The sequence below is a fragment of the Ruegeria sp. HKCCD8929 genome, from assembly GCF_013031405.1.
Lineage (GTDB): Bacteria > Pseudomonadota > Alphaproteobacteria > Rhodobacterales > Rhodobacteraceae > Ruegeria.
Window position 1 is genome coordinate 43104 of sequence record NZ_WPZY01000018.1, and the last position, 21618, is coordinate 64721.

23 protein-coding genes are annotated in these 21618 nt (G+C 64.0%); 13 read left to right on the forward strand and 10 right to left on the reverse strand.

Annotation, left to right across the window (positions count from 1 at the left end):
• The first annotated feature begins 245 nt into the window (after positions 1-245).
• The 3 genes from GOX53_RS21055 to GOX53_RS21065 all read left to right on the forward strand — a co-directional run bounded on the left by GOX53_RS21055 (position 246) and on the right by GOX53_RS21065 (position 2863).
• Positions 246-881 (forward strand): ATP-dependent Clp protease proteolytic subunit, encoded by a 636-nt coding sequence (locus GOX53_RS21055; protein WP_171179872.1) that lies wholly within the window; start codon positions 246-248, stop codon positions 879-881.
• Positions 882-1027: 146 nt separating this feature from the next.
• On the forward strand, positions 1028-2296 hold the full coding sequence (clpX, locus tag GOX53_RS21060; protein ID WP_171179874.1) for an ATP-dependent Clp protease ATP-binding subunit ClpX: 1269 nt from the start codon (positions 1028-1030) through the stop codon (positions 2294-2296).
• 192 nt (positions 2297-2488) lie between these two features.
• Positions 2489-2863, forward strand: a complete 375-nt coding sequence (locus GOX53_RS21065; protein WP_171179876.1) for a RidA family protein — start codon at positions 2489-2491, stop codon at positions 2861-2863.
• On the opposite strand, the gene GOX53_RS21070 is transcribed toward GOX53_RS21065, so the two are convergent.
• A complete protein-coding gene (locus GOX53_RS21070; RefSeq protein WP_171179879.1) occupies positions 2857-3159 on the reverse strand; it encodes a hypothetical protein in 303 nt (100 codons plus the stop codon). The genes GOX53_RS21065 and GOX53_RS21070 overlap by 7 nt on opposite strands.
• Before the next feature lie 271 nt (positions 3160-3430).
• Here GOX53_RS21070 and GOX53_RS21075 point away from each other — a divergent pair, with 271 nt between their 5' ends.
• Genes GOX53_RS21075 through GOX53_RS21085 form a run of 3 tightly spaced genes read left to right on the forward strand, consistent with a single transcriptional unit; the run spans position 3431 to position 4655 of the window.
• Positions 3431-3814: an NADH:ubiquinone oxidoreductase subunit NDUFA12 gene (locus GOX53_RS21075; protein WP_171179881.1), complete on the forward strand. Its 384-nt coding sequence runs from the start codon at positions 3431-3433 to the stop codon at positions 3812-3814.
• A gap of 26 nt (positions 3815-3840) precedes the next feature.
• Positions 3841-4299, forward strand: coding sequence for an outer membrane lipid asymmetry maintenance protein MlaD (mlaD, locus tag GOX53_RS21080; protein WP_171179883.1), 459 nt, complete (start codon positions 3841-3843; stop codon positions 4297-4299).
• A 44-nt stretch (positions 4300-4343) separates the two neighbouring features.
• Complete coding sequence (locus tag GOX53_RS21085) at positions 4344-4655, forward strand: DUF2155 domain-containing protein (RefSeq protein WP_171179936.1); 312 nt, start codon at positions 4344-4346, stop codon at positions 4653-4655.
• On the opposite strand, the gene aat is transcribed toward GOX53_RS21085, so the two are convergent.
• The 4 genes from aat to GOX53_RS21105 form a co-directional block, all read right to left on the reverse strand.
• Positions 4619-5251 (reverse strand): leucyl/phenylalanyl-tRNA--protein transferase, encoded by a 633-nt coding sequence (gene aat, locus GOX53_RS21090; protein ID WP_171179885.1) that lies wholly within the window; start codon positions 5249-5251, stop codon positions 4619-4621. The genes GOX53_RS21085 and aat overlap by 37 nt on opposite strands.
• Before the next feature lie 42 nt (positions 5252-5293).
• Entirely contained in the window at positions 5294-6643 is a 1350-nt protein-coding gene (gene accC, locus GOX53_RS21095) for an acetyl-CoA carboxylase biotin carboxylase subunit (RefSeq protein WP_171179886.1), read from the reverse strand.
• 10 nt (positions 6644-6653) lie between these two features.
• A complete protein-coding gene (accB, locus tag GOX53_RS21100; RefSeq protein ID WP_171179888.1) occupies positions 6654-7157 on the reverse strand; it encodes an acetyl-CoA carboxylase biotin carboxyl carrier protein in 504 nt (167 codons plus the stop codon).
• Between the two features lie 149 nt (positions 7158-7306).
• On the reverse strand, positions 7307-7843 hold the full coding sequence (locus GOX53_RS21105; protein WP_171179890.1) for a LuxR C-terminal-related transcriptional regulator: 537 nt from the start codon (positions 7841-7843) through the stop codon (positions 7307-7309).
• Between the two features lie 108 nt (positions 7844-7951).
• Between GOX53_RS21105 and GOX53_RS21110 the strand changes: the two genes are divergently transcribed.
• The 3 genes from GOX53_RS21110 (at position 7952) to GOX53_RS21120 (ending at position 11288) form a co-directional block, all read left to right on the forward strand.
• On the forward strand, positions 7952-9460 hold the full coding sequence (locus GOX53_RS21110; protein ID WP_171179892.1) for a class I adenylate-forming enzyme family protein: 1509 nt from the start codon (positions 7952-7954) through the stop codon (positions 9458-9460).
• A 125-nt stretch (positions 9461-9585) separates the two neighbouring features.
• Entirely contained in the window at positions 9586-10641 is a 1056-nt protein-coding gene (locus GOX53_RS21115) for a GSCFA domain-containing protein (RefSeq protein ID WP_171179894.1), read from the forward strand.
• A complete protein-coding gene (locus tag GOX53_RS21120; RefSeq protein WP_171179896.1) occupies positions 10638-11288 on the forward strand; it encodes a hypothetical protein in 651 nt (216 codons plus the stop codon). Before GOX53_RS21115 ends, GOX53_RS21120 begins: the two co-directional genes overlap by 4 nt.
• A 111-nt stretch (positions 11289-11399) precedes the next feature.
• Here GOX53_RS21120 and GOX53_RS21125 read toward each other — a convergent pair whose 3' ends face one another.
• The 5 genes from GOX53_RS21125 to GOX53_RS21145 form a co-directional block, all read right to left on the reverse strand.
• A complete protein-coding gene (locus tag GOX53_RS21125) occupies positions 11400-12155 on the reverse strand; it encodes an ABC transporter ATP-binding protein (RefSeq protein WP_171179898.1) in 756 nt (251 codons plus the stop codon).
• Positions 12156-12167: 12 nt separating this feature from the next.
• Positions 12168-12923: an ABC transporter ATP-binding protein gene (locus GOX53_RS21130; protein WP_171179900.1), complete on the reverse strand. Its 756-nt coding sequence runs from the start codon at positions 12921-12923 to the stop codon at positions 12168-12170.
• 12 nt (positions 12924-12935) lie between these two features.
• Positions 12936-14141 carry a branched-chain amino acid ABC transporter permease gene (locus tag GOX53_RS21135; RefSeq protein WP_171179902.1) on the reverse strand — a complete coding sequence of 402 codons (1206 nt, stop codon included), beginning with the start codon at positions 14139-14141 and terminating at the stop codon, positions 12936-12938.
• 3 nt (positions 14142-14144) lie between these two features.
• Positions 14145-15176 carry a branched-chain amino acid ABC transporter permease gene (locus tag GOX53_RS21140; protein WP_171179904.1) on the reverse strand — a complete coding sequence of 344 codons (1032 nt, stop codon included), beginning with the start codon at positions 15174-15176 and terminating at the stop codon, positions 14145-14147.
• A gap of 113 nt (positions 15177-15289) precedes the next feature.
• Positions 15290-16636: a substrate-binding protein gene (locus tag GOX53_RS21145; protein ID WP_171179906.1), complete on the reverse strand. Its 1347-nt coding sequence runs from the start codon at positions 16634-16636 to the stop codon at positions 15290-15292.
• Positions 16637-16867: 231 nt separating this feature from the next.
• On the opposite strand from GOX53_RS21145, the gene GOX53_RS21150 reads away from it, so the two are divergent.
• The 4 genes from GOX53_RS21150 (at position 16868) to GOX53_RS21165 (ending at position 21612) form a co-directional block, all read left to right on the forward strand.
• Positions 16868-18166, forward strand: a complete 1299-nt coding sequence (locus tag GOX53_RS21150) for a helix-turn-helix transcriptional regulator (RefSeq protein WP_171179908.1) — start codon at positions 16868-16870, stop codon at positions 18164-18166.
• 82 nt (positions 18167-18248) lie between these two features.
• Complete coding sequence (locus GOX53_RS21155) at positions 18249-18629, forward strand: response regulator transcription factor (RefSeq protein WP_171179910.1); 381 nt, start codon at positions 18249-18251, stop codon at positions 18627-18629.
• Entirely contained in the window at positions 18626-18934 is a 309-nt protein-coding gene (locus tag GOX53_RS21160; RefSeq protein ID WP_171179911.1) for a hypothetical protein, read from the forward strand. The genes GOX53_RS21155 and GOX53_RS21160 overlap by 4 nt, the downstream gene beginning before the upstream one ends.
• A complete protein-coding gene (locus GOX53_RS21165) occupies positions 18934-21612 on the forward strand; it encodes an ATP-binding protein (protein WP_171179913.1) in 2679 nt (892 codons plus the stop codon). Before GOX53_RS21160 ends, GOX53_RS21165 begins: the two co-directional genes overlap by 1 nt.
• Positions 21613-21618 lie beyond the last annotated feature (6 nt).

Consider the following 21618-nt stretch of genomic DNA (forward strand, 5'->3'; position numbering starts at 1 on the left):
TCGGTCCGATCCCGGACGGCAGGGCGTGAATCTCCCGCTTCTTCTTGCTGAAAGTACGCAATCCGCGCCCTGTGCCACGGGCGCGGGCGCCTGCCGTTGCGCACCAAACCGACCACCCGGCCCGCAACGCCCGTCACAGAACGGCGCGCGCCCCCTTGCAGCCCCCCCGGGCCGACACTAAGACTCGTGTAACCCCTCATCGGGTATGGTCCCGATCCATCTGAAACGAGCAGGCAGGTCCCCGTATGTACGATCCAGTTGACACCTACATGAATACCCTCGTCCCCATGGTCGTCGAACAGACCAGCCGGGGTGAGCGCGCCTACGATATCTTCTCGCGCCTGCTGAAGGAGCGGATCATTTTCATCAACGGCCCGATCCATGACGGGATGAGCCATCTGGTGGTGGCCCAGCTGCTGCATCTCGAGGCCGAGAATCCCAACAAGGAAATCTCGATCTACATCAACTCGCCCGGCGGTGTGGTGACCAGCGGCCTGTCGATCTACGACACAATGCAGTACATCAAACCGAAATGTTCGACGCTGGTGATCGGTCAGGCGGCCTCGATGGGCTCCGTTCTTCTGGCCGGCGGTGAGGCGGGCATGCGCTTCTCGCTGCCCAACAGCCGCATCATGGTGCACCAGCCCTCGGGCGGCTATCAGGGCCAGGCCAGCGACATCATGATCCACGCCGCCGAGACGCAAAAGCTCAAGGACCGGCTTTATGACATCTACGTCAGGCACACCGGGCAGACGAAAAAGAGCGTTGAAAAGGCGCTCGACCGTGACAATTTCATGAGCCCGGACGAGGCCAAGGAATGGGGTCACATCGACGAGATCGTCGAAAACCGGATCAAGGTGGGCGGCGAGGACGACGCCTGAACCGGACAACACGGCCTGTCCCGGCCGGTTCAGCCGGGACATGTTTTGGATTGTAGCGGCCGGAGTGCTGGCCTAAGCTGCGTGAACAGGCGGCAGAGCGCGGTCCCGATGCGGGGGTCGCAGAGACGGAGCCCGAAAGGTAGACCATGGCGACGAATTCAGGCGGTGACAGCAAAAACACGCTCTACTGCAGTTTCTGCGGCAAAAGTCAGCACGAGGTGCGCAAGCTGATCGCGGGCCCGACCGTGTTCATCTGCGACGAGTGCGTCGAGCTGTGCATGGACATCATCCGCGAGGAGACCAAGGCCAGCGGCCTGAAATCCGCCGACGGCGTGCCCACGCCCAAGGATATCTGCGAAGTGCTGGACGATTACGTGATCGGACAGGCCACTGCCAAGCGGGTACTCTCGGTCGCGGTCCACAACCACTACAAGCGCCTGAACCACGCGCAAAAGGCCGGCGGCGATATCGAACTGGCCAAGTCCAACATCCTGTTGATCGGCCCCACCGGCTGCGGCAAGACCCTGCTGGCGCAGACGCTGGCGCGGATTCTCGATGTGCCTTTCACCATGGCCGATGCCACCACGCTGACCGAGGCCGGTTACGTGGGCGAGGATGTGGAAAACATCATCCTCAAGCTGTTGCAGGCCAGCGAATACAATGTCGAACGAGCGCAGCGCGGCATCGTCTATATCGACGAAGTCGACAAGATCACCCGTAAGTCCGAAAACCCGTCGATCACCCGTGACGTCTCGGGCGAGGGCGTGCAGCAGGCGCTGCTGAAATTGATGGAAGGCACTGTCGCCAGTGTTCCGCCGCAGGGCGGCCGCAAGCATCCGCAGCAGGAATTCCTGCAGGTCGACACCACCAACATCCTGTTCATCTGCGGCGGCGCCTTTGCCGGTCTCGACAAGATCATCGCGCAGCGCGGCAAGGGCTCGGCCATGGGCTTTGGCGCCGATGTGCGTGACAATGACGAGCGCGGCGTGGGCGAGATCTTCAAGGAGCTTGAGCCCGAGGATCTGCTGAAATTCGGCCTGATCCCGGAATTCGTCGGCCGCCTGCCGGTGCTGGCAACGCTCGAGGATCTGGACGAGGACGCGCTGGTCACCATCCTGACCAAACCCAAGAACGCGCTGGTCAAGCAATACCAGCGCCTGTTCGAACTGGAAGACGCGGAACTGGACTTTACCGACGACGCGCTCAACGCCATCGCCCGCCGCGCCATCGAGCGCAAGACCGGCGCGCGCGGGCTGCGCTCGATCCTCGAGGACATCCTGCTCGACACCATGTTCGAGCTGCCCGGCATGAAGAACGTGACCAAAGTGGTGGTGAACGAAGAGGCCGTCGTCTCGGATTCCCAACCGCTGATCATCTATGCCGATGCGGACAAGGAATCGGCCTCGGCCGGGTGATTTCCCTTGCAACGGAACCAAACGGCGCGGACCTCACTGCGCCGTTTTCCGTTTGGGTAATCCGTCCGCCCCGGAGCCATCCCCCCAGCGCTCGCCCCTATCTTCCTCTTGGCGTAAATATCCCGGAGCGCCAGGCAGAGCCTCGCAAAAGCGCCAGCCAGCCAACCAGAACCACCATTCCACGAGAGTAAGATGACCATCAAACGCATCTCATCCGGCGGGGCCTTCGAAACCAAGGTCGGCTATTGCCGCGCTGTGGTGGCCGGAGGCTTTGTCCATGTGGCCGGCACCGTCGGTGAAGGCGAGAACGCGGTCGAGCAATGCCGGTCCGCCCTGACGATCATAGAAACGGCGCTGGCCGAGGCGGGCGCATCCTTCGCGGATGTCGTGCGCGTCACCTACATGCTGCCCGACCGGCACGAGTTCGAACCCTGCTGGCCAATCCTCGCCGAAACCTTCGGCGCCAATCCGCCCGCTGCCACCATGATCGAATGCGGTCTGATCGACCCGAAATACCGCATCGAGATCGAGGTCACGGCCTACCTGCCGGGCGCAACCGCTCAGTAACCCTGACGCCAGCTCTCCCGCGCCTTTTCCTCGGCGATCTCGCGCCGCCGCCGATCCATCAACTTCTGTATATTGCTTTTGGGTTTAGGAGCCTCAAAGCCGAACATCGTGGCGATGCCATCTATCCCCTTGTCCCAAAGGCTCGGTTCCTCCTTTGGTTTCAATGAGATGGTGCGGTGTTGCGGCTTGTCCTCGGCGCTTCTGAGCAGCGTGACCATGTGCGATTGCAGTTCAGTCAAAGACAGGGTCACGACAATCGTTGAGACGACGGAAAGGAGGAAAACAATAACTTTCATACTCGGGTCTTCAAACGACTTTGCCTCAGTTGCTCGATCAGTGTCCCGCGATGGCCCGCACCCTTGCGCAGGAGGCCCGCATCCCGGTCCGGCATTCGATGTTCTGAATGTAACCCTAATGGATCAACCGCCGCCGGGCGATCCCTTTCGACCAAACACAGCGTTTATTCATAGCTGGCAATCGCGCAGGCATGGCGCGCGGCATCCGGTCTCTGGACCTCGGGGCGCAGATGGTCCATATCTGCGGATAACGAAATGCCGGAGGCTGTCGATGGGAATCCTGAACACTCTATTGCGCGCCGTGACCTGGTGGAGCGGGTCGACCCTGAACACCCAGCTCTACACCGCGCGCAAGGGCATCAAGGTTGGCGAGGATGAGCAGGGCAACGTGTTCTATCGCAACGCCGATGACAGCCAGCGCTGGGTCATGTTCAACGGCGAGGTCGAGGCCAGCCGCATCGACCCCAACTGGCATGGCTGGCTGCACCGCACCTGGGACGAGCCGCCGACCGACAAACCGCTCCCGCACAAGCAGTGGGAAAAGCCGCATCAGGAGAACCTGACCGGCACCGCATTGGCCTATGCGCCCGCTGGCTCGATCCGCCGGCCCGACCCGGTCGAGCGCAGCGATTACGAGGCCTGGAGCCCTGAGTAAGAGCCCCGAATAAGCGAGGCAACCCGATGTCTACCCATACCACGACCGAAGTTCTGGTCGGCGGCGCCGTACTGGCCTTTGCCGTCGCCTTTGGCGTCTATGCCAGCCAGTCCACCGGCCTGTCGCAGACTGGCACCGGCTATCAGCTCGGCGCGTCCTTCCGGTCCCTCGAGGGGGTGACCGTTGGCACCGACGTCCGGCTGGCCGGGGTCAAGATCGGCACCGTCACCGGCGTCACGCTGAACCCCGAAAGCTACCGGGCGGATACCACCTTTTCCGTGGCCGACGGCATTCAGATACCCGATGACAGTGCCGTGGTGATCTCGTCCGAGGGGCTGCTGGGCGGCAATTTCGTCGAAGTGATGCCGGGCGGCTCGCCCTTCTTCTTCGAAGCGGGCGACGAGGTCGAGGACACGCAAGGCGCGGTCAGCCTGATTTCGCTGTTGGTCAAATTCGTGGCCGGCGACGGGAGCAGCAGCGAGTGATCCGGGCCCTGTCGCTGATCCTTGCCCTGACGGGCGGTGCCGCGATGGCGCAGGACACGGTGGACTCCGGTCCGGGCGCGATCCTGCGCGGTCTCGACAAGGTGAACGGACAGACCGTCGATGTCGAGTTGCGCAGCGGCGACACGGCTTCAGTCTTTGGTCTGGATGTGGCGTTGGGCGATTGCCGCTATCCCGCGGACAACCCGACCGGCGATGCCTTTGCCTATCTCACCATCTGGGAACAGGGCCGGTCGCAGCAGTTGTTCGACGGCTGGATGATCGCCACCTCGCCAGCCCTCAACGCGCTGGATCACGCCCGTTACGATGTTTGGGTGATCCGCTGTATGACCCCCTGAGGGGTCTGGCTGAGCGACGCGGTGAAATCGGCGCCTTGCGCAATCGCCTCGGCCAGTTGCGCCTGATACTGCTCCCGCGGGATCTCGATCGCCCCCATCGAGGCCAGATGCGCGGTAAGGAACTGCGTATCGAACAGCCGGAACCCGGTCTGTTGCAGCCGGTCAACCAGATACGCCAGCGCGATTTTCGAGGCATCGGCGCGGCGCGAGAACATGCTCTCGCCGAAAAACGCCGCTCCCAGCACCACGCCATAAACGCCGCCGACCAGCTCTTCGCCCTCCCAGACTTCCAGTGAGTGGGCATCGCCACGCTGGTGCAACGTCTTGTAAAGACGGCGAAGTTCGTCGTTGATCCAGGTCTCGGACCGGTCGGCGCAACCGTCCACCACGCCAAGGAAATCGCGGTCGATGGTGATGGTATAGCCGCCTCGGCGGATGCGGCGCGCCAGCGTGCGCGAGATGTGAAAGCCATTCAGCGGGAAGACGCCGCGAAATTTTGGATCGACCCAGAACAGATCCGGGTCGTCCCGGTTTTCGGCCATCGGGAAGATGCCGATGGAATAGCCGTGCAGCAGCAGATCTGGGGACAGGCTCATGACAACAAACCAGGGGCCGGGCGCAAGGCCTGGCCTGTTTTCTCACTCGGCCATGTTCTCCGCAAGCCAGCGCTCCAGCCAGTGGATGTTGTAGTCACCACTGTGGATGTCGGGCTCTTGCAGAAGGGCGTGAAACAGAGGCACGGTGGTGTCGATCCCGTCCACGATCAGCTCACCCAGCGCGCGGTTCAGACGCGCCAGCGCCTCGGAGCGGTCGCGGCCCTGCACAATCAGCTTGCCGATGAGCGAATCGTAATAGGGCGGGATCGAGTAGCCATTGTAGAGCGCCGAATCCATCCGCACGCCCAAACCGCCGGGCGCGTGATAGGCCGAGATCTTGCCCGGGCAGGGGGCAAAGTTCGGCAGCCGCTCGGCATTGATCCGCACCTCGATGGCGTGGCCATTGATCCGCAGGTCGTCCTGGCCGAATGACATCGGCTCACTGGCGGCGACCAGGATCTGCTCGCGCACCAGATCGACGCCAAAGATACCTTCGGTCACCGGGTGTTCCACCTGCAGGCGGGTGTTCATCTCGATGAAATAGAACTCGCCGTTTTCATAGAGGAACTCGATGGTGCCCGCGCCGATATAGTTGATCTTGGCCACCGCGTCGGCGCAAACCTTGCCGATCTGGGCGCGCTCTTCGGGGCTGATGCAGGGGCCGGGCGCCTCTTCGAACACCTTCTGGTGGCGGCGCTGCAACGAGCAGTCGCGCTCACCCAGATGCACGGCGCCGCCCTTGCCGTCGCCAAAGACCTGGATCTCGATATGGCGCGGCGTGGTCAGGTACTTCTCGATGTAGACCTCGTCATTGCCAAAGGCGGCCTTGCCCTCGGCCCGCGCGGTCATGAAGGCGCTTTCCATCTCGCCGGCGTTCTGGGCGACTTTCATGCCGCGTCCGCCGCCGCCGGCAGTGGCCTTGATGATGACGGGATAGCCGATCTCGTCCCCGATCTTCCTGGCCGCCGCCAGATCCGGCACGCCTCCGTCCGAGCCCGGAACGCAAGGCACGCCCAGTTCCTTCATCGTGTCCTTGGCGGTGATCTTGTCGCCCATGATGCGGATGTGTTCGGCGGTGGGGCCGATGAAGGTGATGCCATGATCTTCGACGATCTGCACGAAATCGGCGTTTTCGGACAGAAAGCCATAGCCGGGATGGATCGCCTGCGCGCCGGTGATCTCGCAGGCCGAGATGATCGCGGGCACCGACAGATAGCTCTGCGGGCTGGGGGCCGGGCCGATGCACACCGATTCGTCGGCCATGCGCACATGCATCGCGTCACTGTCGGCGGTCGAATGCACGGCGACCGTGGCAATCCCCATCTCGCGCGCGGCGCGGATCACGCGCAGGGCGATCTCGCCTCGGTTGGCAATCAGGATCTTGTCGAACATGCGCCGATCCTTACTCGATGATGACCAGAGGGGTGCCGAACTCGACCGCGTCGCCGTCGCCCACGAGGACGCGCTTGACGGTGCCCGACTTGGGCGCGTGGATGTGGTTCATGGTCTTCATCGCCTCGACGATCAGCAGCGTGTCGCCCTCGGAGACATTGGCGCCGACGGTGATGAAGGCGGGAGCGCCCGGTTCGGGCTGCATGTAGACGGTACCCACCATGGGCGAGGTCACGGCGCCGGGATGGCTGGCCGGGTCTTCGGCCGGCGCGGCAGCGGGGGCCTCGGCGGGTGCGGCTGCAGGGGCTGCGGCCGGTGCTGCCACCGGGGCGGCGGCAGGAACCGCCACCTGGACCGGAGCGGCCACGGGCGCGGCGCGGCTGACGCGCACGTTCAGGCTGTCGTCGTCGCCATATTCGCGTTTCACCTGCAGCTCGGTCAGATCGTTCTCGCGCAGCAATTCGGCCAGAGCCTTGATGAACGCCACATCCGCTTCGTGTTTGCTGTCTGTCATGAGTGTCCTCGACGGTTCCCCTTTGGCCCGTCTGTCGCTGCGGGCTTTGGTAAATTACGCGGCGTTATACGCCAAGCGACCGGCCATGAAAAGCGCAGTCTCGCGTCGCCATATGGGGAAGGGGGCCGCCGATTACGAGGCCTCGGGCGTCAAAGCGGCATGCCCGAGAGCTTGGCCACCAGTTCCGGCAGTTTCCGCGCCCCGAACTTTTCCAGCAGCCGGGCGCGGTGCGCCTCGATGGTGCGGTAACTGAGGCCAAGCTCGGCGCCGATCTCCTTGGCCGAGAAGCCCCGGCAGGACAGGATTGCCACGTCGCGTTCGCGCGGGGTCAGCTCGACCAGCGGGCGTTCCTCGGAGATGTCGGAAAAGCTCCAGATGCCATGGCGGAACGGGTCGTCCGGGGTCAGCGAGCGCCCGCGCGCCCGGCACCAGAACAGATCGCCATTGCGCCGCCGCATGACCCGCTCGTCGGTGTAATATCCGGTCTCGCGCATGGCTTGCAGGCCGCGCGCCCCGATCCGCTCCCAATCGGCGACCGAGGGGTAGAGTTGCAACAGCGGCATGTTGCGATACTCTTCCTCCTCACCGCCGAATGTACGCGCGAACTGCAGGTTGCAGCGCCGGATGATCCGGTTTTCAAGCTCGACAAGGCCGATGGGCGCGTATTCGAAGGCGGGATCGCTCATGCCCTCATGGTGCCGGGTATTTCTACGGAATTGAAGGGGGCTGTACCGGGAACATAGGGTTTCGCGGGCGGGCAGGGGCAAATGCGCGCCTGATGAGGGGGAGAGGCAATGAATATCGGTCTGTGGCTGGCCCGGCAGGCGCAATTGAACGGCGGCTCTCCGGCCCTGTTTCTGGGCCGCGAATTGGTGGCCGATTACGCCGCGTTCCATGGCCACGCCGCGCGGGTGGCGGGCTGGCTGATCGCGCAGGGCGTGCAGTCGGACGACCGGGTGGCGATCTTCATGAAGAACTGCCCGGATTATCTGATCGTCAAATACGCGATCTGGTATGCCGGAGCCGCCGCAGTTCCGATCAATGCCAAGCTGCACGGGCGCGAGGCGGCTTACATTCTCGGCAATTCCGGCACCCGGATCACGTTCACCTCTCCGGGCCTGACTGCGGCGCTGCATGACGCCGGAGTGCAGGGACAGGTGGTGGACATCACCGGTGCCGATTATGCGGCCGCCTTGGAGCATGACCCGGTGGCGGCACCCGTTCAGCGCGATCCGGGCGATCTGGCCTGGCTTTTCTACACCTCCGGTACGACCGGCAAATCCAAGGGCGTGATGATCACCCACCGGATGCTGATGGGCGTATCGCTGGCCTATGGCACGGATGTGGATCGGGTCTCGCCCGAGGATACGATCCTCTACGCCGCGCCGATGAGCCACGGGGCAGGGCTCTACAACATGGTCCATGTGCTGGCCGGCGCGCGCCATGTCTGCCCGGTCTCCGGCGGGTTCGACGAGGCCGAAATCTTCGACCTCGCCCGCCGTTTCGGTAGGGTGCAGATGTTCGCCGCCCCGACCATGGTGAAGCGAATGACCGATGTGGCCAGGGCGACCGGCGAAACCGGCGAGGGGCTGCGCACCGTCGTCTATGCAGGCGGGCCGATGTACCTGGCCGATATCATCGAAGCGGTCGATCATTTTGGGTCAGTCTTCGTGCAGATCTACGGGCAGGGCGAATGCCCGATGGGGATCACCGCGCTCTCGCGCCGCGACGTGACGGACCGGACCCATCCCCGCTGGAGTGAGAGGCTGGCCAGCGTGGGCCGCGCGCAATCCCCGGTCGAGCTGCGCATCGGCGACGCCGATGGCAAACTTCTGCCCGAGGGCAGCCATGGCGAGATCATGGTCCGCGGCGACGTGGTGATGCCCGGCTACTGGCAGAACCCCGAGGCCACCGCCAAAACCCTGAAAGACGGCTGGCTGATGACGGGCGATGTCGGCTTCATGGATACCGATGGCTACGTGACCCTGCAGGACCGGTCCAAGGACCTGATCATCACCGGCGGCTCGAACGTCTATCCGCGCGAGGTGGAAGAGGTGCTGCTGACCCATCCCAAAATCTCCGAGGCCTCCGTCGTCGGGCGCCCGCATACGGAGTGGGGGGAAGAGGTGGTGGCCTTCATCGTCGGCGACGCATCGCCGGACGAACTGGACCAGCTCTGCATCCTAAACATCGCCCGGTTCAAAAGGCCCAAAGACTATGTCCGCCTGGATGAACTGCCCAAGAACAACTACGGCAAGGTTCTCAAGACCGAACTGCGCCGGATGCTGGGGCAGGGGCGGTGACACGCAAGCCGTCCATCGGCATGATCCCGTGCGCATTACTCCTATGAGATTGCGTTTTCGGCCCGGGTCCGGTAGGCCGAACACACTCTTTTGCTGTCGGGTAATCAGGGCACTCTTTTGATAAGATGACGCAGGACAATACATTTTTCCGAGACAACGAAGACAAGATATTCTGGCAGAGCGCGGTCGTGGACCGCACCGCCCATGATATCGAAGAACTGTGGATTCCCAGGTTCAGGATCGACTCCGATACCCGGATTGCCACGTTCGGCACCGGGTTCTCACAACATCTGGGATTGGCGCTCAGGGCGCGCGGTTTCAACTGGATCGATGCGGAACCGGCGCCTGCCGCGCTGAGCGATGCGTTCTGCCGCAGGTTCGGGTATCGCACGCAGTCCTGCCGGTTGGGCACGTTCAACACGATCTCGATGTTTAATCAATGGCTAAGCTGGGCCGATGGCAGCACCCGGCCCCCGGCCGAGATGTGGGAACACCAAGGGCGTTTCTATGACCCCTACCGCCCGTTGATCGAACCGGATGGCTTTGCCAGCCAAGAGGAGGGATTGCAGTCCCGGGCCGCCACTCTGCAGGCGTTTTCCGAGGTAATCACGACCGCCGAGGTTCTCATGCTGACGGTGTCCAGTATCGAGGCTTGGATATCGGGCCGGTACGGGTGGGAAGTTCCGCTATATCCCGATGTCTTGCCGGGGTTTGGCAATGCTGCTGACTGCAATCTCAGGGCCTTTCATTTCGAGGGCTGCCGGCGGCACATGGCTGATGTCACCGACAGGCTGCGCCAAATCAATCCGGGACTTCGGGTATTGCTGGCTTTGTCGCCCGAGCCGCTGCCCGTGACCGCGCGCCGGCGGAATGTGCTGACGGCAAACACCTATTCCAAGGCGGTTCTGCGGGCGGTGGCCAGCCAGATGGTGGAGAAGCGCGGTTTTGTCGATTACGTGCCGCTCTATGAACTGGTGAATCACCCGGGCGCGCGCGGCACTTTCTTCGAGCCCGATCTGCGCCGGGTCAGCCCGAGCGGGATGGAAATGGCGATAAACTACTTCTTCCGGGCGCTGCATCACGCCTACGGGGTCGATGTCGGCCCGCCAAGCCCGGTCTCGCATCGGGTTGCCTTTCAGGATCAGGAGGATACCCAGCGGGTTCTGGAGGCATGGCCATGAAAATCTGCATCATCGGGGATCACAGCGTGACCACGCTGTCCGGCGGGCGCGAGCTTGCCAAGCTGCCGAAGGATCGTGAATTTACCTTTCACGCGGTTCCCGATTGGTACGACCAGCAGGCCGGGCTGTTCCGGCTGATCGCGACCGAAGAGGGGCTGGGCGGGCTGCCGCCGCTGGAAGGCGGGTATGGGCGGGTGCTCGATACCGAAGGCCACGATGTGTTCGTGATCTCCGGGGGAATGCCGACGCTGGCGGATTATGCCGAGGTCCTGGCCATGTCCGCATCGGAGCAGTTCCGGCGGGCCGGGTGCGACGATTTGTGGGAACATGCGGCGGCGCGTCACGTGTTGACGCAATTGCGGGCCCTGACAGAGGCGCCGGTGCTGGTGCAGAGCGGGTGCATGCCCGCGGCGCCGGATGATGTGGAACCGCAACCTTTCGAGGCCGCGCAGGGGATCATTCAGGACCAGCTCGACGAATGGGGAGCCCTCTACGTGCCGATGGCGCCGGATCTGCTGGACGCAAATGGCTTTACCCGCTCGGAATTTCTGCTGTCGACCCAGCCGCCACGCCTCATCCCCAAGGGCGCGGCCATCGCGCTGGGGCATCTCTCGAAGGTGCTGGATCAGGCGCTGGTGCGCGACTGAGCCCGGGGCGCTCCCGACCGTTGAGACCCAGGAAAAAAGAGCCGGCCCCAGACACGGACCGGCCCTGCAGGTGGTCTGCACGGCAATCCGGCCGTGCGACGGGGAGTGTTCTCAGATGGCCAGATATTCGGCCCGCAGTTCCTCGTTCTCCAGCACTTCGGCGGCGGTGCCGTCGAACACGATGCCACCGGTGTCCAGGATGACCGCGCGGTCGGCCAGTTCCAGCGCACGCACCGCGTTCTGTTCCACGATGATGGTGGTCATGCCCTGCTCCTTGATGTGGATGAGGGTCTTTTCGATCTCGTCCACGATCACCGGCGCCAGCCCCTCGTAAGGCTCGTCCAGAAGCAGCACCTTGATGTCCCGCGCCAGTGCGCGTGCGATGGCCAGCATCTGCTGCTCGCCGCCCGACAGGGTCACACCTTCCTGCTTGCGCCGCTCGCCCAGTCGGGGGAACAGGTCATAGAGCCGCTCCAGCGACCAGCCGACGGGCGGGGCGATCTGGGCCAGCTGCAGGTTCTCCTCGACCGTCAGGCCCGGAATGATGCGCCGATCCTCGGGCACCAGCCCCAGACCGGCGGTGGCGGCCTCGTGGCTGGCCATCTTGTGCAGCGGCTGATGATCCAGCCAGATCTCGCCATGGCGCACCTCTGGATCGCCCAGCCGCGCGATCGAGCGCAGGGTCGAGGTCTTGCCCGCCCCGTTGCGGCCCAACAGCGCCAGGATCTCGCCCTCATGCACGTTAAAGCCGATGCCCTGCACGATATAGCTTTCGCCGTAATAGGAATGCATGTCCCAGACCGACAGAAAGGCCGGGGCGGTGGTGGCCACATTGGCGTTCTTGGAAAAGTCCGGTTTGACGTTCATCTGGTCTTCTCCTTATGCGCTTTCGCCCAGATAGGCCTCACGGACCTTCGGATTGCCGCGGATGTTCTGCGGGTCGTCCTCGACCAGCGGCGTACCTTGCGCCAGCACGGTGATCCGGTTGGCAAGGCTGAACACAACATGCATGTCGTGTTCGATGATCGTGATGGTGATATCCCGCTCTTCGTTGATCTGTTTGAGCAGGTCGATGGTGTTGTTGGTATCGGCCCGCGCCATGCCCGCTGTGGGTTCATCCAGCAGCAAAAGGCGCGGCTGCTGGCTGAGGCACATGCCGATCTCAAGCCGCCGCTTGTCGCCGCGTGACAGAGCGGCGGCATGCATGTGGCGCTTGTCGGCCATGTTCATTTCTTCCAGCATCTGCTCGGCCTGCTCGACGATGCCTTTCTCGTTCGCGACCGTCTCATAGGCATGCATCCGGAACGCCCCGTCGCGCTTGGCGAAGATCGGGATCAGCATGTTCTCCATCACCGTCAGATCGCCAAAGATCTCAGGTGTTTGAAACACGCGGGATATGCCCATCTGGTTGATTTCGAACGGCGCCCGGCCCAGCACCGACTGCCCGTCGAACATGACCGAGCCGCTGTCCGGGATCAGCTTGCCCACCAGACAGTTGAGCAGGGTGGACTTGCCCGCCCCGTTGGGGCCGATGATCGCGTGGACGGTGTTTTCCTTGACACTGAGGTTGACGTCGCTCAGCGCCTGCAGACCGCCGAACCGCTTGCCCACGTCCTTGACTTCGAGAATACCCATCGGTCGCCCTCCTTATTCCGCAGGCTCGGTTTTGCCGGCGGTCTTGTCGTCAGCGCCGGACCGCCTGCCGCGCACCCAGTTCAGCAGCCGCTGGCCGCCTTCGACCAGACCGCCGGGCAGGAAGATCACCACCAGCATGAACAGGATGCCCAGCGTCAGGTGCCAGCCCTTGCCGATGAAGGGATGCACGATAAACACCATCGCATCCTCCATCCCGTCAGGCAGGAAGCTGAACCAGCCATGCAGGACGTTGTCGTTGATCTTCGAAAAGATGTTCTCGAAATACTTGATGAAGCCCGCGCCCAGAACCGGCCCGATCAGGGTGCCGGTGCCGCCGAGGATGGTCATCAGCACCACTTCTCCGCTTGCCGTCCACTGCATCCGCTCGGCGCCCGCCAGCGGGTCCATCGCCGCCATCAGGCCCCCGGCCAGACCGGCATACATGCCCGAGATCACAAAGGCCGCCAGCGTATAGGGCTTCGAGTTCAGCCCGGTATAGTTCATCCGCTGCTGGTTCGACTTCACCGCCCGCAGCATCATGCCAAACGGCGAGCGGAAGATGCGGATCGCCAGATAGAACACCGCCATCATGATCACCGCGCACAAGTAGTAGCCTGCGTTGAAGTCGAAACTCCATGCGCCCACTTCCAGAGTATAGGTCGACCGCATGGGCAACCCGAACAAGTGCGGCAGGTCCGGGGAATTGGCGCCTTGCAGAATTTGCGGGTCATCCGCATAAACCTGCAGGCCGGTTTCCCCGTTGGTCAGGTTGAACTTGGGGTTCGACAGCACCGAATAGGCCAGCGCAAAGCTCATCTGCGCGAAGGCCAGAGTGAGGATCGAGAAATAGATTCCCGACCGGCGCAGACTGACATATCCGATCAGCAGCGAGAACAGCCCGGCCACGACGACACTGAGCGCTATGGCCGGAATGACGTTGTAGCTGAGCAGCTTGAACATCCACACCGCCGAGTAGGACCCCACGCCCAGAAAGGCTGCGTGGCCGAAGGACAGGTAGCCGGTCAGGCCGAACAGGATGTTGAACCCGATGGCGAAGATGCCGAAGATCACGAACCGTTGCATCAGGTCCGGATATCCGGCGTTGAACTGCGCCATGGCGCTGCCCGCCGGGAACGGGTTCAGGATGAAGGGTGCCAGCAACGTCAGGATGGCGACGATGATCAGCAGGCTGGTATCTTTCTTGTTCAATCCCAACATGGGTTATTCCTCCATCACGCCTTTGCGGCCCATCAGACCCCGCGGGCGGGTCAGAAGAACGATGATGGCGACAAGGTAAATGATGATCTGGTTGATGCCGGGGATCGTGGTCGTGGCCCAGGTGGTCGAGGCAAAGCTCTCCAGAATGCCCAGCAGGAACCCGGCCAGCACCGCCCCGGGCAACGAGCCCATGCCGCCGACGACAACCACCACGAAGCTGAGCACGAGGAAATCCATGCCCATATGGTAATTCGGCGGGTTGAGCGGCCCGTACATCACGCCGGCAAGGCCCGCCACGGCGGCGGCGATGCCGAACATGATGGTAAAGCGGCGGTCGATGTTGATGCCCAGCAGGCCCACGGTCTCGCGATCCGCCATGCCCGCGCGCACCACCATGCCGAAGGTGGTGAATTGCAGGAAGGCGAAGATGCCCCCGATGATGACGGCGGAGAACGCGAAATAGACCAGCCGCCAGATCGGGTAGATGATCGCGTTCGGGTCGAACCCGAACATGACGCCGATATCCAGCGACCCGCGCAGCGCCTCGGGCGGCGGGGTCTGGATCGGGTTGGCGCCGAAGAAATACTTGATGACCTCTTGCAGCACGATGGCCAGGCCGAAGGTCACGAGGATCTGGTCGGCATGCGGCCGCTTGTAGAAATGCTTGATCAGCCCGCGCTCCATCACGTAGCCGACGGCCAGCATGATCGGGATCGCGAACAGCACCGCCAGCGGCACCGACCAGTCGATGATGGCCGCCCCCGCCTCGGGTCCGAACCAGCTTTCGACATAAGGCGTCTTCACCTTCAGCGGGTTCCCCAGAAAGTCGGTCTGGGTCTCATCGACGGTCTCATAGCTCAGGTTCAGGATGCGTTGCAGCGTAACGGCGCAAAAGGCACCGATCATGAACAGCGCACCATGGGCAAAGTTCACAACGCCGAGCGTGCCGAAGATCAGCGTAAGCCCCAGCGCGATCAGCGCATAGGCTGAGCCCTTGTCCAGCCCGTTCAGGATTTGCAGAAGGAAGGCGTCCATTGTCCCCACCTTGGAATTGATCAGTGTGGAAGTCGTGCGGTCCGGCCTTTGGACTGGTCAGCCCGTAAGCGCGGGGACCGGCCGCGCGCGCGGCGCAGCCGGTCAGGGGCAGATCAGGCGCCCGGGTTGCACTGACCCAGATCGCCGCCCGAGAACATCGGGTGATCCGGCGCATAGGTCACCTGCTCCACCGGAGTCACTTCCACGATTTCCAGCGTGTCATAGGCGTTGGTCGGGCTTTCGTTGCCCTTCACGACCAGAACGTCCTTGAAGCACTGGTGATCGTCGGCGCGATACAGCGTCGGTCCGTTGCCCAGACCGTCGAACTCGAACCCTTCCAGCGCTTCGACCACACCGCAGGGGTTGAAGGTTCCGGCGCGCTCGCAGGCATCAGCATAGAGCAGCACCTGCGCATAGCAGGTCTGGGCCGAGTTCGAGGGCGGCTTGCCGTATTTCTCGCCGAACGACTTCACGAACGCTTTCGAGCCTTCGTCCTGCAGCTGCCAGTTCCAGTTCATCGAGCCCAGAACGCCCTTGATGTTCTCACCCGCACCCGCGGCCATCAGCTCGGAGTAGAGCGGAACCACGATGGCAAAGTCTTTGCCGTTCGCCTGCTTGTCGAGCAGCCCGAACTGGATGGCGTTGGTCAGCGAGTTGACCATGTTGCCGCCATAGTGGTTCAGAACCAGCACGTCCGCGCCCGAGTTCAGAACCGGCGCGATATAGGACGAGAAGTCGGTCGAGGCGAGCGGGGTCTTGACGGTGTTGACCGTTTCCCAGCCCAGAGCCTCGGTCGAGGCGACGATCGACTCTTCCTGGGTCCAGCCCCAGTTGTAGTCGGCGGTCAGGTGATAGGCGCGGCGCTCCTTGCCATAGGCGTTCGCCAGCACCGGTGCCAGCGCGGCGCCGGACATGTAGGCGTTGAAGAAGTGGCGGAAACCGTTGGCCTTCTTGTCCTTGCCCGTCGTGTCATTGGCATGGGTCAGACCGGCCATGAAGATCACGCCCGCCTCCTGGCAAAGACCCTGAACCGCAACCGCCACGCCCGAGGACGAGCCGCCGTTGATCATGATCGCGCCATCCTTCTCGATCATCGACTTGGCCGATGCGCGCGCGGCGTCGGATTTGGTCTGGGTGTCGCCGGTGACGAACTCGACCTTCTTGCCCAGGATGCCGTTCCCCTGCAGCGCCTTCGAGGTGAAGGTGTTCAGGCAGCCGCCATCGCCTTCACCGTTCAGGTGCTCGACGGCCAGTTGCTGCGCCAGCAGCTCGTCGTTGCCCTCGTCGGCATAGGGGCCGGTCTGCGGCACGTTGAAGCCAAGGGTGACCGAGCCTCCGGTCGGTTCGTTGGTGTAGGCGGCTGCGGACGAGGCGGTGAAGATCGTCGGCAGGGCGACACCGGCCCCGGCAACGGCCCCGGTTTTCAGCACGCCGCGACGCGTGACGGATTTGTTGGACATTCATTCCTCCCAATTTCCCTGAATGCGCCCGTTGGCTCCTCTTCCGCCGGGCGCAGGCACTATATGTGCAAAGCAACTATGGGCGAGGGATCGAAAACTCTGCAATAAACCCTTTTAAACGCAAGATTATTCTGTAAATAAGTGTACAAACACAGGCAGAAGTTTGTAAAAATCCTTATGTCGCGGCGCAGAAAGCCGTTGAAATCGTGCCGAAAAGGAAAAGGACAGGCCATGGCCCGGGACACACTGACAGGCAGCCGCATCCGCGAAAGGCGACTGATTGCGGGGCTGCGTCAGGCCGATCTGGCACGCAAAGTGGGAATTTCCGCCTCCTACCTCAACCTCATCGAGCATAACCGGCGCAGAATCGGCGGCAAATTGCTGGTCGATATCGCCGCGATGCTTGAGGTCGAACCCTCGATGCTGACCGAAGGCGCCGAGGCCGCGCTGATCGCCGCGTTGCGCGAGGCGGCGGCGGATGCGGCAAACCTGTCGGCCGAGACCGACCGCGTCGACGAGTTCGCCGGGCGCTTTCCCGGCTGGGCGGGGGTGCTGGCGCAGATGCACCGCCGCGTGGGCTCGCTCGAGCGGATGGTGGAAACCCTCTCGGACCGGCTGACCCACGATCCGCATCTGGCCGCTTCACTGCACGAGGTGCTGTCGACCGCCGCCGCCATCCGCTCGACCGCCGCCATCCTCGCCGAGCCCGGCGAGTTGGAGCCCGAGTGGCGCGACCGCTTCCACCGCAACCTCAATCAGGATGCCGAGCGGCTGGCCGACAGTTCCAAGGCGCTGGTGGGCTATCTGGACGAAAGCGAGACCTCGGACGACACCCACGGCGTGCCACTGGAAGAGGTCGAGGCCTTTCTCGCCGCCCGCAACCATCATTTCCCCGAGATCGAGGCGGGCCGGGATGCGGCCAAGGTCTCGCTGGACGATCTGGGCTCGGGGGCCGCGCGGGCCATCGGGCGCGAAATGCTCGAGGTCTATGCCGCCGACGCCCGCGCGCTGCCACTGAAAGCGTTTCGCGGAGCACTGGACGAGCTGGGGCTGGAGCCGCTGGCGCTGGCGCAACGCTTCCGCACCGATATGCCCACCGTGCTGCGCCGGCTGGCCTGCCTGCCCGAAGGGGCGCTGGCGCGCGAGGCGGGGCTGGTGATCTGCGACGCCTCGGGCAGTATCCTGTTCCGCAAGCAGGTCTCGGGCTTTGCCCTGCCGCGCCATGGCGAATCCTGTCCGCTCTGGCCGCTCTTCACCGCGCTCAACCGCCCGCTGGTGCCGATCCGGCGGCGGGTGTCGCAGATGGGCCGCACGGCGGCCGAGTTCGAATGTTACGCCATCGCCTGGCCACAGGGGATGCCTGCGCTCGACCGCGATCCGGTTTACCGCTCGGTCATGCTGATCCTGCCGGTGGACAGTGCCGAACACGGGCAGGCCGAGGTGCAGCCCGTCGGCAGCAGCTGCCGGGTCTGCCCGCGCCGCGACTGCGGCGCACGGCGCGAGCCATCGATCCTGAGCGAAGGGTTTTGACAGTTCCGTGACAGCGGGTCTAAGCTGAGCCGCATGACGGGCGGACCGGGGCCGCCGGTTCCCGGGGGGAGGAAGGGCAAGGATGAGCCGTAAGGTTCTGCTGATCGAGGATGAACCCAACATCACCGAGGCGATACGGTTTCTGCTGACCCGCGAGGGCTGGCAGGTGGAAACCCATGCCGAGGGCACCGATGCGGTGGACGTGATCCGCGCCACGCAGCCCGATCTGGTCATTCTCGACGTGATGCTGCCGGGCAAGAGCGGCATGGACATCCTGCGCGACCTGCGCGACCGCGACGAGATGCGCGACCTGCCGGTGCTGATGCTGACCGCGCGCGGCCAGTCGCGCGACCGCGACATGGCCGAAAAGGCAGGCGTGAGCCGGTTCATGACCAAGCCGTTCTCAAACACCGAGGTCCTGACGGCGGTGCGCGACCTGCACGCCCAGGCCTCGCGGACATGAGCGCCGGGCCGGATACCGAGCCCGAGCGGGCGGTGGCGCCACCGCCGGTCTTTCTTGAACGCCAAAGCTATCGCCGCCGCCGCTTGTCGGATGCGGCGCGCCTGCTGCCGATCCTCGGCGCCGGGCTGTTCGCGGTGCCGCTGCTGTGGCCGTCCGAGCCGGAAGAGGCGGGCGCGGTGTCGATGTCCTCGGCCATCGTCTACATCTTCTGCATCTGGGTGCTTCTGATCCTGGCCAGCGCCGGTTTCGGACTGGCCGCCCGCACCCATGGCGGGTCCGACACGCAAGGGCCGGAGCGCGACTGATGGCGACGCTGAACGTGCTGATCCTGGTCTGTCTGGGCTATGTCGTCCTGCTGTTCGGCGTGGCCTTTGCCGCCGACCGGCTGGCCGCCACCGGGCGCAGCACATGGCTGCGCTCGCCCTTGGTCTACACCCTGTCGCTGTCGATCTACTGCACCGCCTGGACCTTCTATGGCGCCGTCGGCTATGCGGCGCGGTCGGGGCTGGAATTCGTCACCATCTATCTCGGCCCCACGCTGGTCATGATCGGTTGGTGGTGGGGTCTGCGCAAGCTGGTGCGCGTCGGGCGCAGCCAGAGGGTGACCTCGATTGCCGACCTGATCTCATCCCGCTACGGCAAGTCCAACACGCTGGCGATCTGCGTCACCATCCTCGCGGTGCTGGGCGTCACGCCTTATATCGCGCTGCAATTGCAGTCGATCACGCTGTCCTTCAGCATCTTTGCCGAGGCCGACCCCTCGGGCATCTATAACGAGGGCGCCAGCGTGTTCTGGGTCGCCGCCGGGCTCGCGGTCTTCGCGATCCTGTTCGGCACCCGCAATCTGGACGCCAACGAACGCCACCACGGGGTGGTGACGGCGGTGGCCATCGAGGCGGTTGTCAAACTGCTGGCGCTGCTCGCCGTCGGCATCTTCGTGGTCTGGGGCATCGCTGGCGGCATCGGCCCGACCATGGCGCGCATCGACGCCTCCGAGATCGGGACGTGGGGCGTGGACCGGGGCCGCTGGGCCGCAATCACTTTCCTGTCTGCAGCCGCCTTTGTCTGCCTGCCGCGCATGTTCCAGGTGATGGTGGTCGAGAATGATGACGAACGCCACCTGCGCGCCGCCGCCTGGGCCTTTCCGCTCTACCTGCTGCTGATGAGCCTCTTCGTTGTGCCCATCGCCGTGGTGGGGCTGGACCTGATGCCCGAGGGCACCAACCCCGACCTCTTCGTGCTGACCATCCCGCTGGCGCAGGGGCAGGAGGGGCTGGCGATGTTCTCCTTCCTCGGCGGGTTCTCCTCGGCCACATCCATGGTCATCGTCGCGGCGATGGCGCTGTCGACCATGGTGTCGAACCATATCGTGATGCCGATCTGGCTCAGCTCTCAGGGCGGCGGCGTATCGGTGTCGGGCGACGTGCGCGACATCGTCCTGTTCTCGCGCCGGGTATCCATCGCGGTGATCATGGCGCTGGGTTACTTCTACTACCGCCTGTCCGGCGGCGGCGCGGCGCTGGCCTCGATCGGTCTGATCGCCTTTGCCGGGATCGCCCAGATCCTGCCCGCGCTGGTCGGCGGCCTGTTCTGGCGCGGTGCCACCCGGATCGGCGCGCTGGCCGGGCTGACCGTGGGCTTCGCGCTCTGGGTCTACACCCTGCTGCTGCCCGGCATGGGCGGATCGTTCATGTCCGAGGCTGTGATGACATATGGCCCGCTGGGCCTCGGCTGGCTGCGCCCGCAGGCGCTCTTTGGCATCGACGGCATAGACCCGATGGTGCATTCGGTGATGTGGTCGCTGTCGCTGAACACCGCGGCCTTCTGCATCGGCTCGCTCGCCAGCTTCCCCAGCCCGCTGGAACGGCTGCAGGGCGCGCAATTCGTCAACGTCTTCGACCATTCCGCCGGTCCGCGCGGCTGGACCGGCTCGGTGGCCCAAAGCGAAGACCTGATGATCATGTCGCAGCGTATCCTCGGCGCGCGCGAGGCGCAGGAATTCTTCCATGCCGAGGCCGAGCGGCAAGGCGGGCGTGGCTACCTGCCCGAACCGACCCCGACCTTCCTGGAACGGCTGGAACGCGAGCTCAGCGGCTCGGTGGGCGCGGCCACGGCACATGCGATGATCGGCCAGATCGTCGGCGGCTCGTCGGTCTCGGTCGAGGATCTGCTGGCGGTGGCGGACGAATCCGCGCAACTGCTGGAATATTCCGGCCAGCTCGAGGAGAAATCCTCGGAACTCAGCCACACCGCCCGCAAGCTGCGCGAGGCCAATGAGAAGCTGACCCAGATCTCGCTGCAAAAGGACGCCTTCCTCAGCCAGGTCAGCCATGAGCTACGCACGCCGATGACCTCGATCCGGGCGTTTTCCGAGATTCTGCGCGACACCGAGGGGCTGCAGCCCGAGGAACAGACACGCTATGCCGCCATCATCCATGACGAGGCGCTGCGGCTGACCCGCCTGCTCGACGATCTGCTGGATCTGAGCGTGCTGGAAAACGGTCAGGTCAACCTGAACATGGGCGACGGCAGCCTGCGCGAGGTTCTCGACCGCGCGATCTCGGCGGCGCTGACCGGCTCGGACCGGCCGCTGCGGGTGCGGCGGCACCGGGGATCCGAGCGGATCCCGCTGCACACCGACCTGGACCGGCTGGGGCAGGTCTTCATCAACCTGATCGCCAACGCGCAGAAATACTGCGACGCGGCCGAGCCGTCGCTGACCATCTCGGTGCATGATGTGGGTGGGCAGGTGGTGGTCGATTTCATCGACAACGGCAGCGGCATTCCGGCGGATGCCCAGTCGATGATCTTCGAGAAGTTCGCCCGCGTCGGGTCCGACAAGGCCGGCGGCGCCGGGCTGGGGCTGGCGATCTGCCGCGAGATCATGCAGCGGCTGGGCGGTGAGGTCAGCTATCTGGCGGGGCAAGAGGGCGGAGCGTTTCGCGTCAGCCTGCCGCTGGCCTACAAACAGGCCGCGCAATGAGGCGCG

Excerpts from the sequence above, each read along its gene's own strand:
- GOX53_RS21055 (WP_171179872.1), top strand. The coding sequence starts at position 246 with ATGTACGATCCAGTTGACACCTACATGAATACCCTCGTCCCCATGGTC.
- clpX (WP_171179874.1), top strand. The coding sequence starts at position 1,028 with ATGGCGACGAATTCAGGCGGTGACAGCAAAAACACGCTCTACTGCAGT.
- GOX53_RS21065 (WP_171179876.1), top strand. The coding sequence starts at position 2,489 with ATGACCATCAAACGCATCTCATCCGGCGGGGCCTTCGAAACCAAGGTC.
- GOX53_RS21070 (WP_171179879.1), bottom strand. The coding sequence starts at position 3,159 with ATGAAAGTTATTGTTTTCCTCCTTTCCGTCGTCTCAACGATTGTCGTG.
- GOX53_RS21075 (WP_171179881.1), top strand. The coding sequence starts at position 3,431 with ATGGGAATCCTGAACACTCTATTGCGCGCCGTGACCTGGTGGAGCGGG.
- mlaD (WP_171179883.1), top strand. The coding sequence starts at position 3,841 with ATGTCTACCCATACCACGACCGAAGTTCTGGTCGGCGGCGCCGTACTG.
- GOX53_RS21085 (WP_171179936.1), top strand. The coding sequence starts at position 4,344 with ATGGCGCAGGACACGGTGGACTCCGGTCCGGGCGCGATCCTGCGCGGT.
- aat (WP_171179885.1), bottom strand. The coding sequence starts at position 5,251 with ATGAGCCTGTCCCCAGATCTGCTGCTGCACGGCTATTCCATCGGCATC.
- accC (WP_171179886.1), bottom strand. The coding sequence starts at position 6,643 with ATGTTCGACAAGATCCTGATTGCCAACCGAGGCGAGATCGCCCTGCGC.
- accB (WP_171179888.1), bottom strand. The coding sequence starts at position 7,157 with ATGACAGACAGCAAACACGAAGCGGATGTGGCGTTCATCAAGGCTCTG.
- GOX53_RS21105 (WP_171179890.1), bottom strand. The coding sequence starts at position 7,843 with ATGAGCGATCCCGCCTTCGAATACGCGCCCATCGGCCTTGTCGAGCTT.
- GOX53_RS21110 (WP_171179892.1), top strand. The coding sequence starts at position 7,952 with ATGAATATCGGTCTGTGGCTGGCCCGGCAGGCGCAATTGAACGGCGGC.
- GOX53_RS21115 (WP_171179894.1), top strand. The coding sequence starts at position 9,586 with ATGACGCAGGACAATACATTTTTCCGAGACAACGAAGACAAGATATTC.
- GOX53_RS21120 (WP_171179896.1), top strand. The coding sequence starts at position 10,638 with ATGAAAATCTGCATCATCGGGGATCACAGCGTGACCACGCTGTCCGGC.
- GOX53_RS21125 (WP_171179898.1), bottom strand. The coding sequence starts at position 12,155 with ATGAACGTCAAACCGGACTTTTCCAAGAACGCCAATGTGGCCACCACC.
- GOX53_RS21130 (WP_171179900.1), bottom strand. The coding sequence starts at position 12,923 with ATGGGTATTCTCGAAGTCAAGGACGTGGGCAAGCGGTTCGGCGGTCTG.
- GOX53_RS21135 (WP_171179902.1), bottom strand. The coding sequence starts at position 14,141 with ATGTTGGGATTGAACAAGAAAGATACCAGCCTGCTGATCATCGTCGCC.
- GOX53_RS21140 (WP_171179904.1), bottom strand. The coding sequence starts at position 15,176 with ATGGACGCCTTCCTTCTGCAAATCCTGAACGGGCTGGACAAGGGCTCA.
- GOX53_RS21145 (WP_171179906.1), bottom strand. The coding sequence starts at position 16,636 with ATGTCCAACAAATCCGTCACGCGTCGCGGCGTGCTGAAAACCGGGGCC.
- GOX53_RS21150 (WP_171179908.1), top strand. The coding sequence starts at position 16,868 with ATGGCCCGGGACACACTGACAGGCAGCCGCATCCGCGAAAGGCGACTG.
- GOX53_RS21155 (WP_171179910.1), top strand. The coding sequence starts at position 18,249 with ATGAGCCGTAAGGTTCTGCTGATCGAGGATGAACCCAACATCACCGAG.
- GOX53_RS21160 (WP_171179911.1), top strand. The coding sequence starts at position 18,626 with ATGAGCGCCGGGCCGGATACCGAGCCCGAGCGGGCGGTGGCGCCACCG.
- GOX53_RS21165 (WP_171179913.1), top strand. The coding sequence starts at position 18,934 with ATGGCGACGCTGAACGTGCTGATCCTGGTCTGTCTGGGCTATGTCGTC.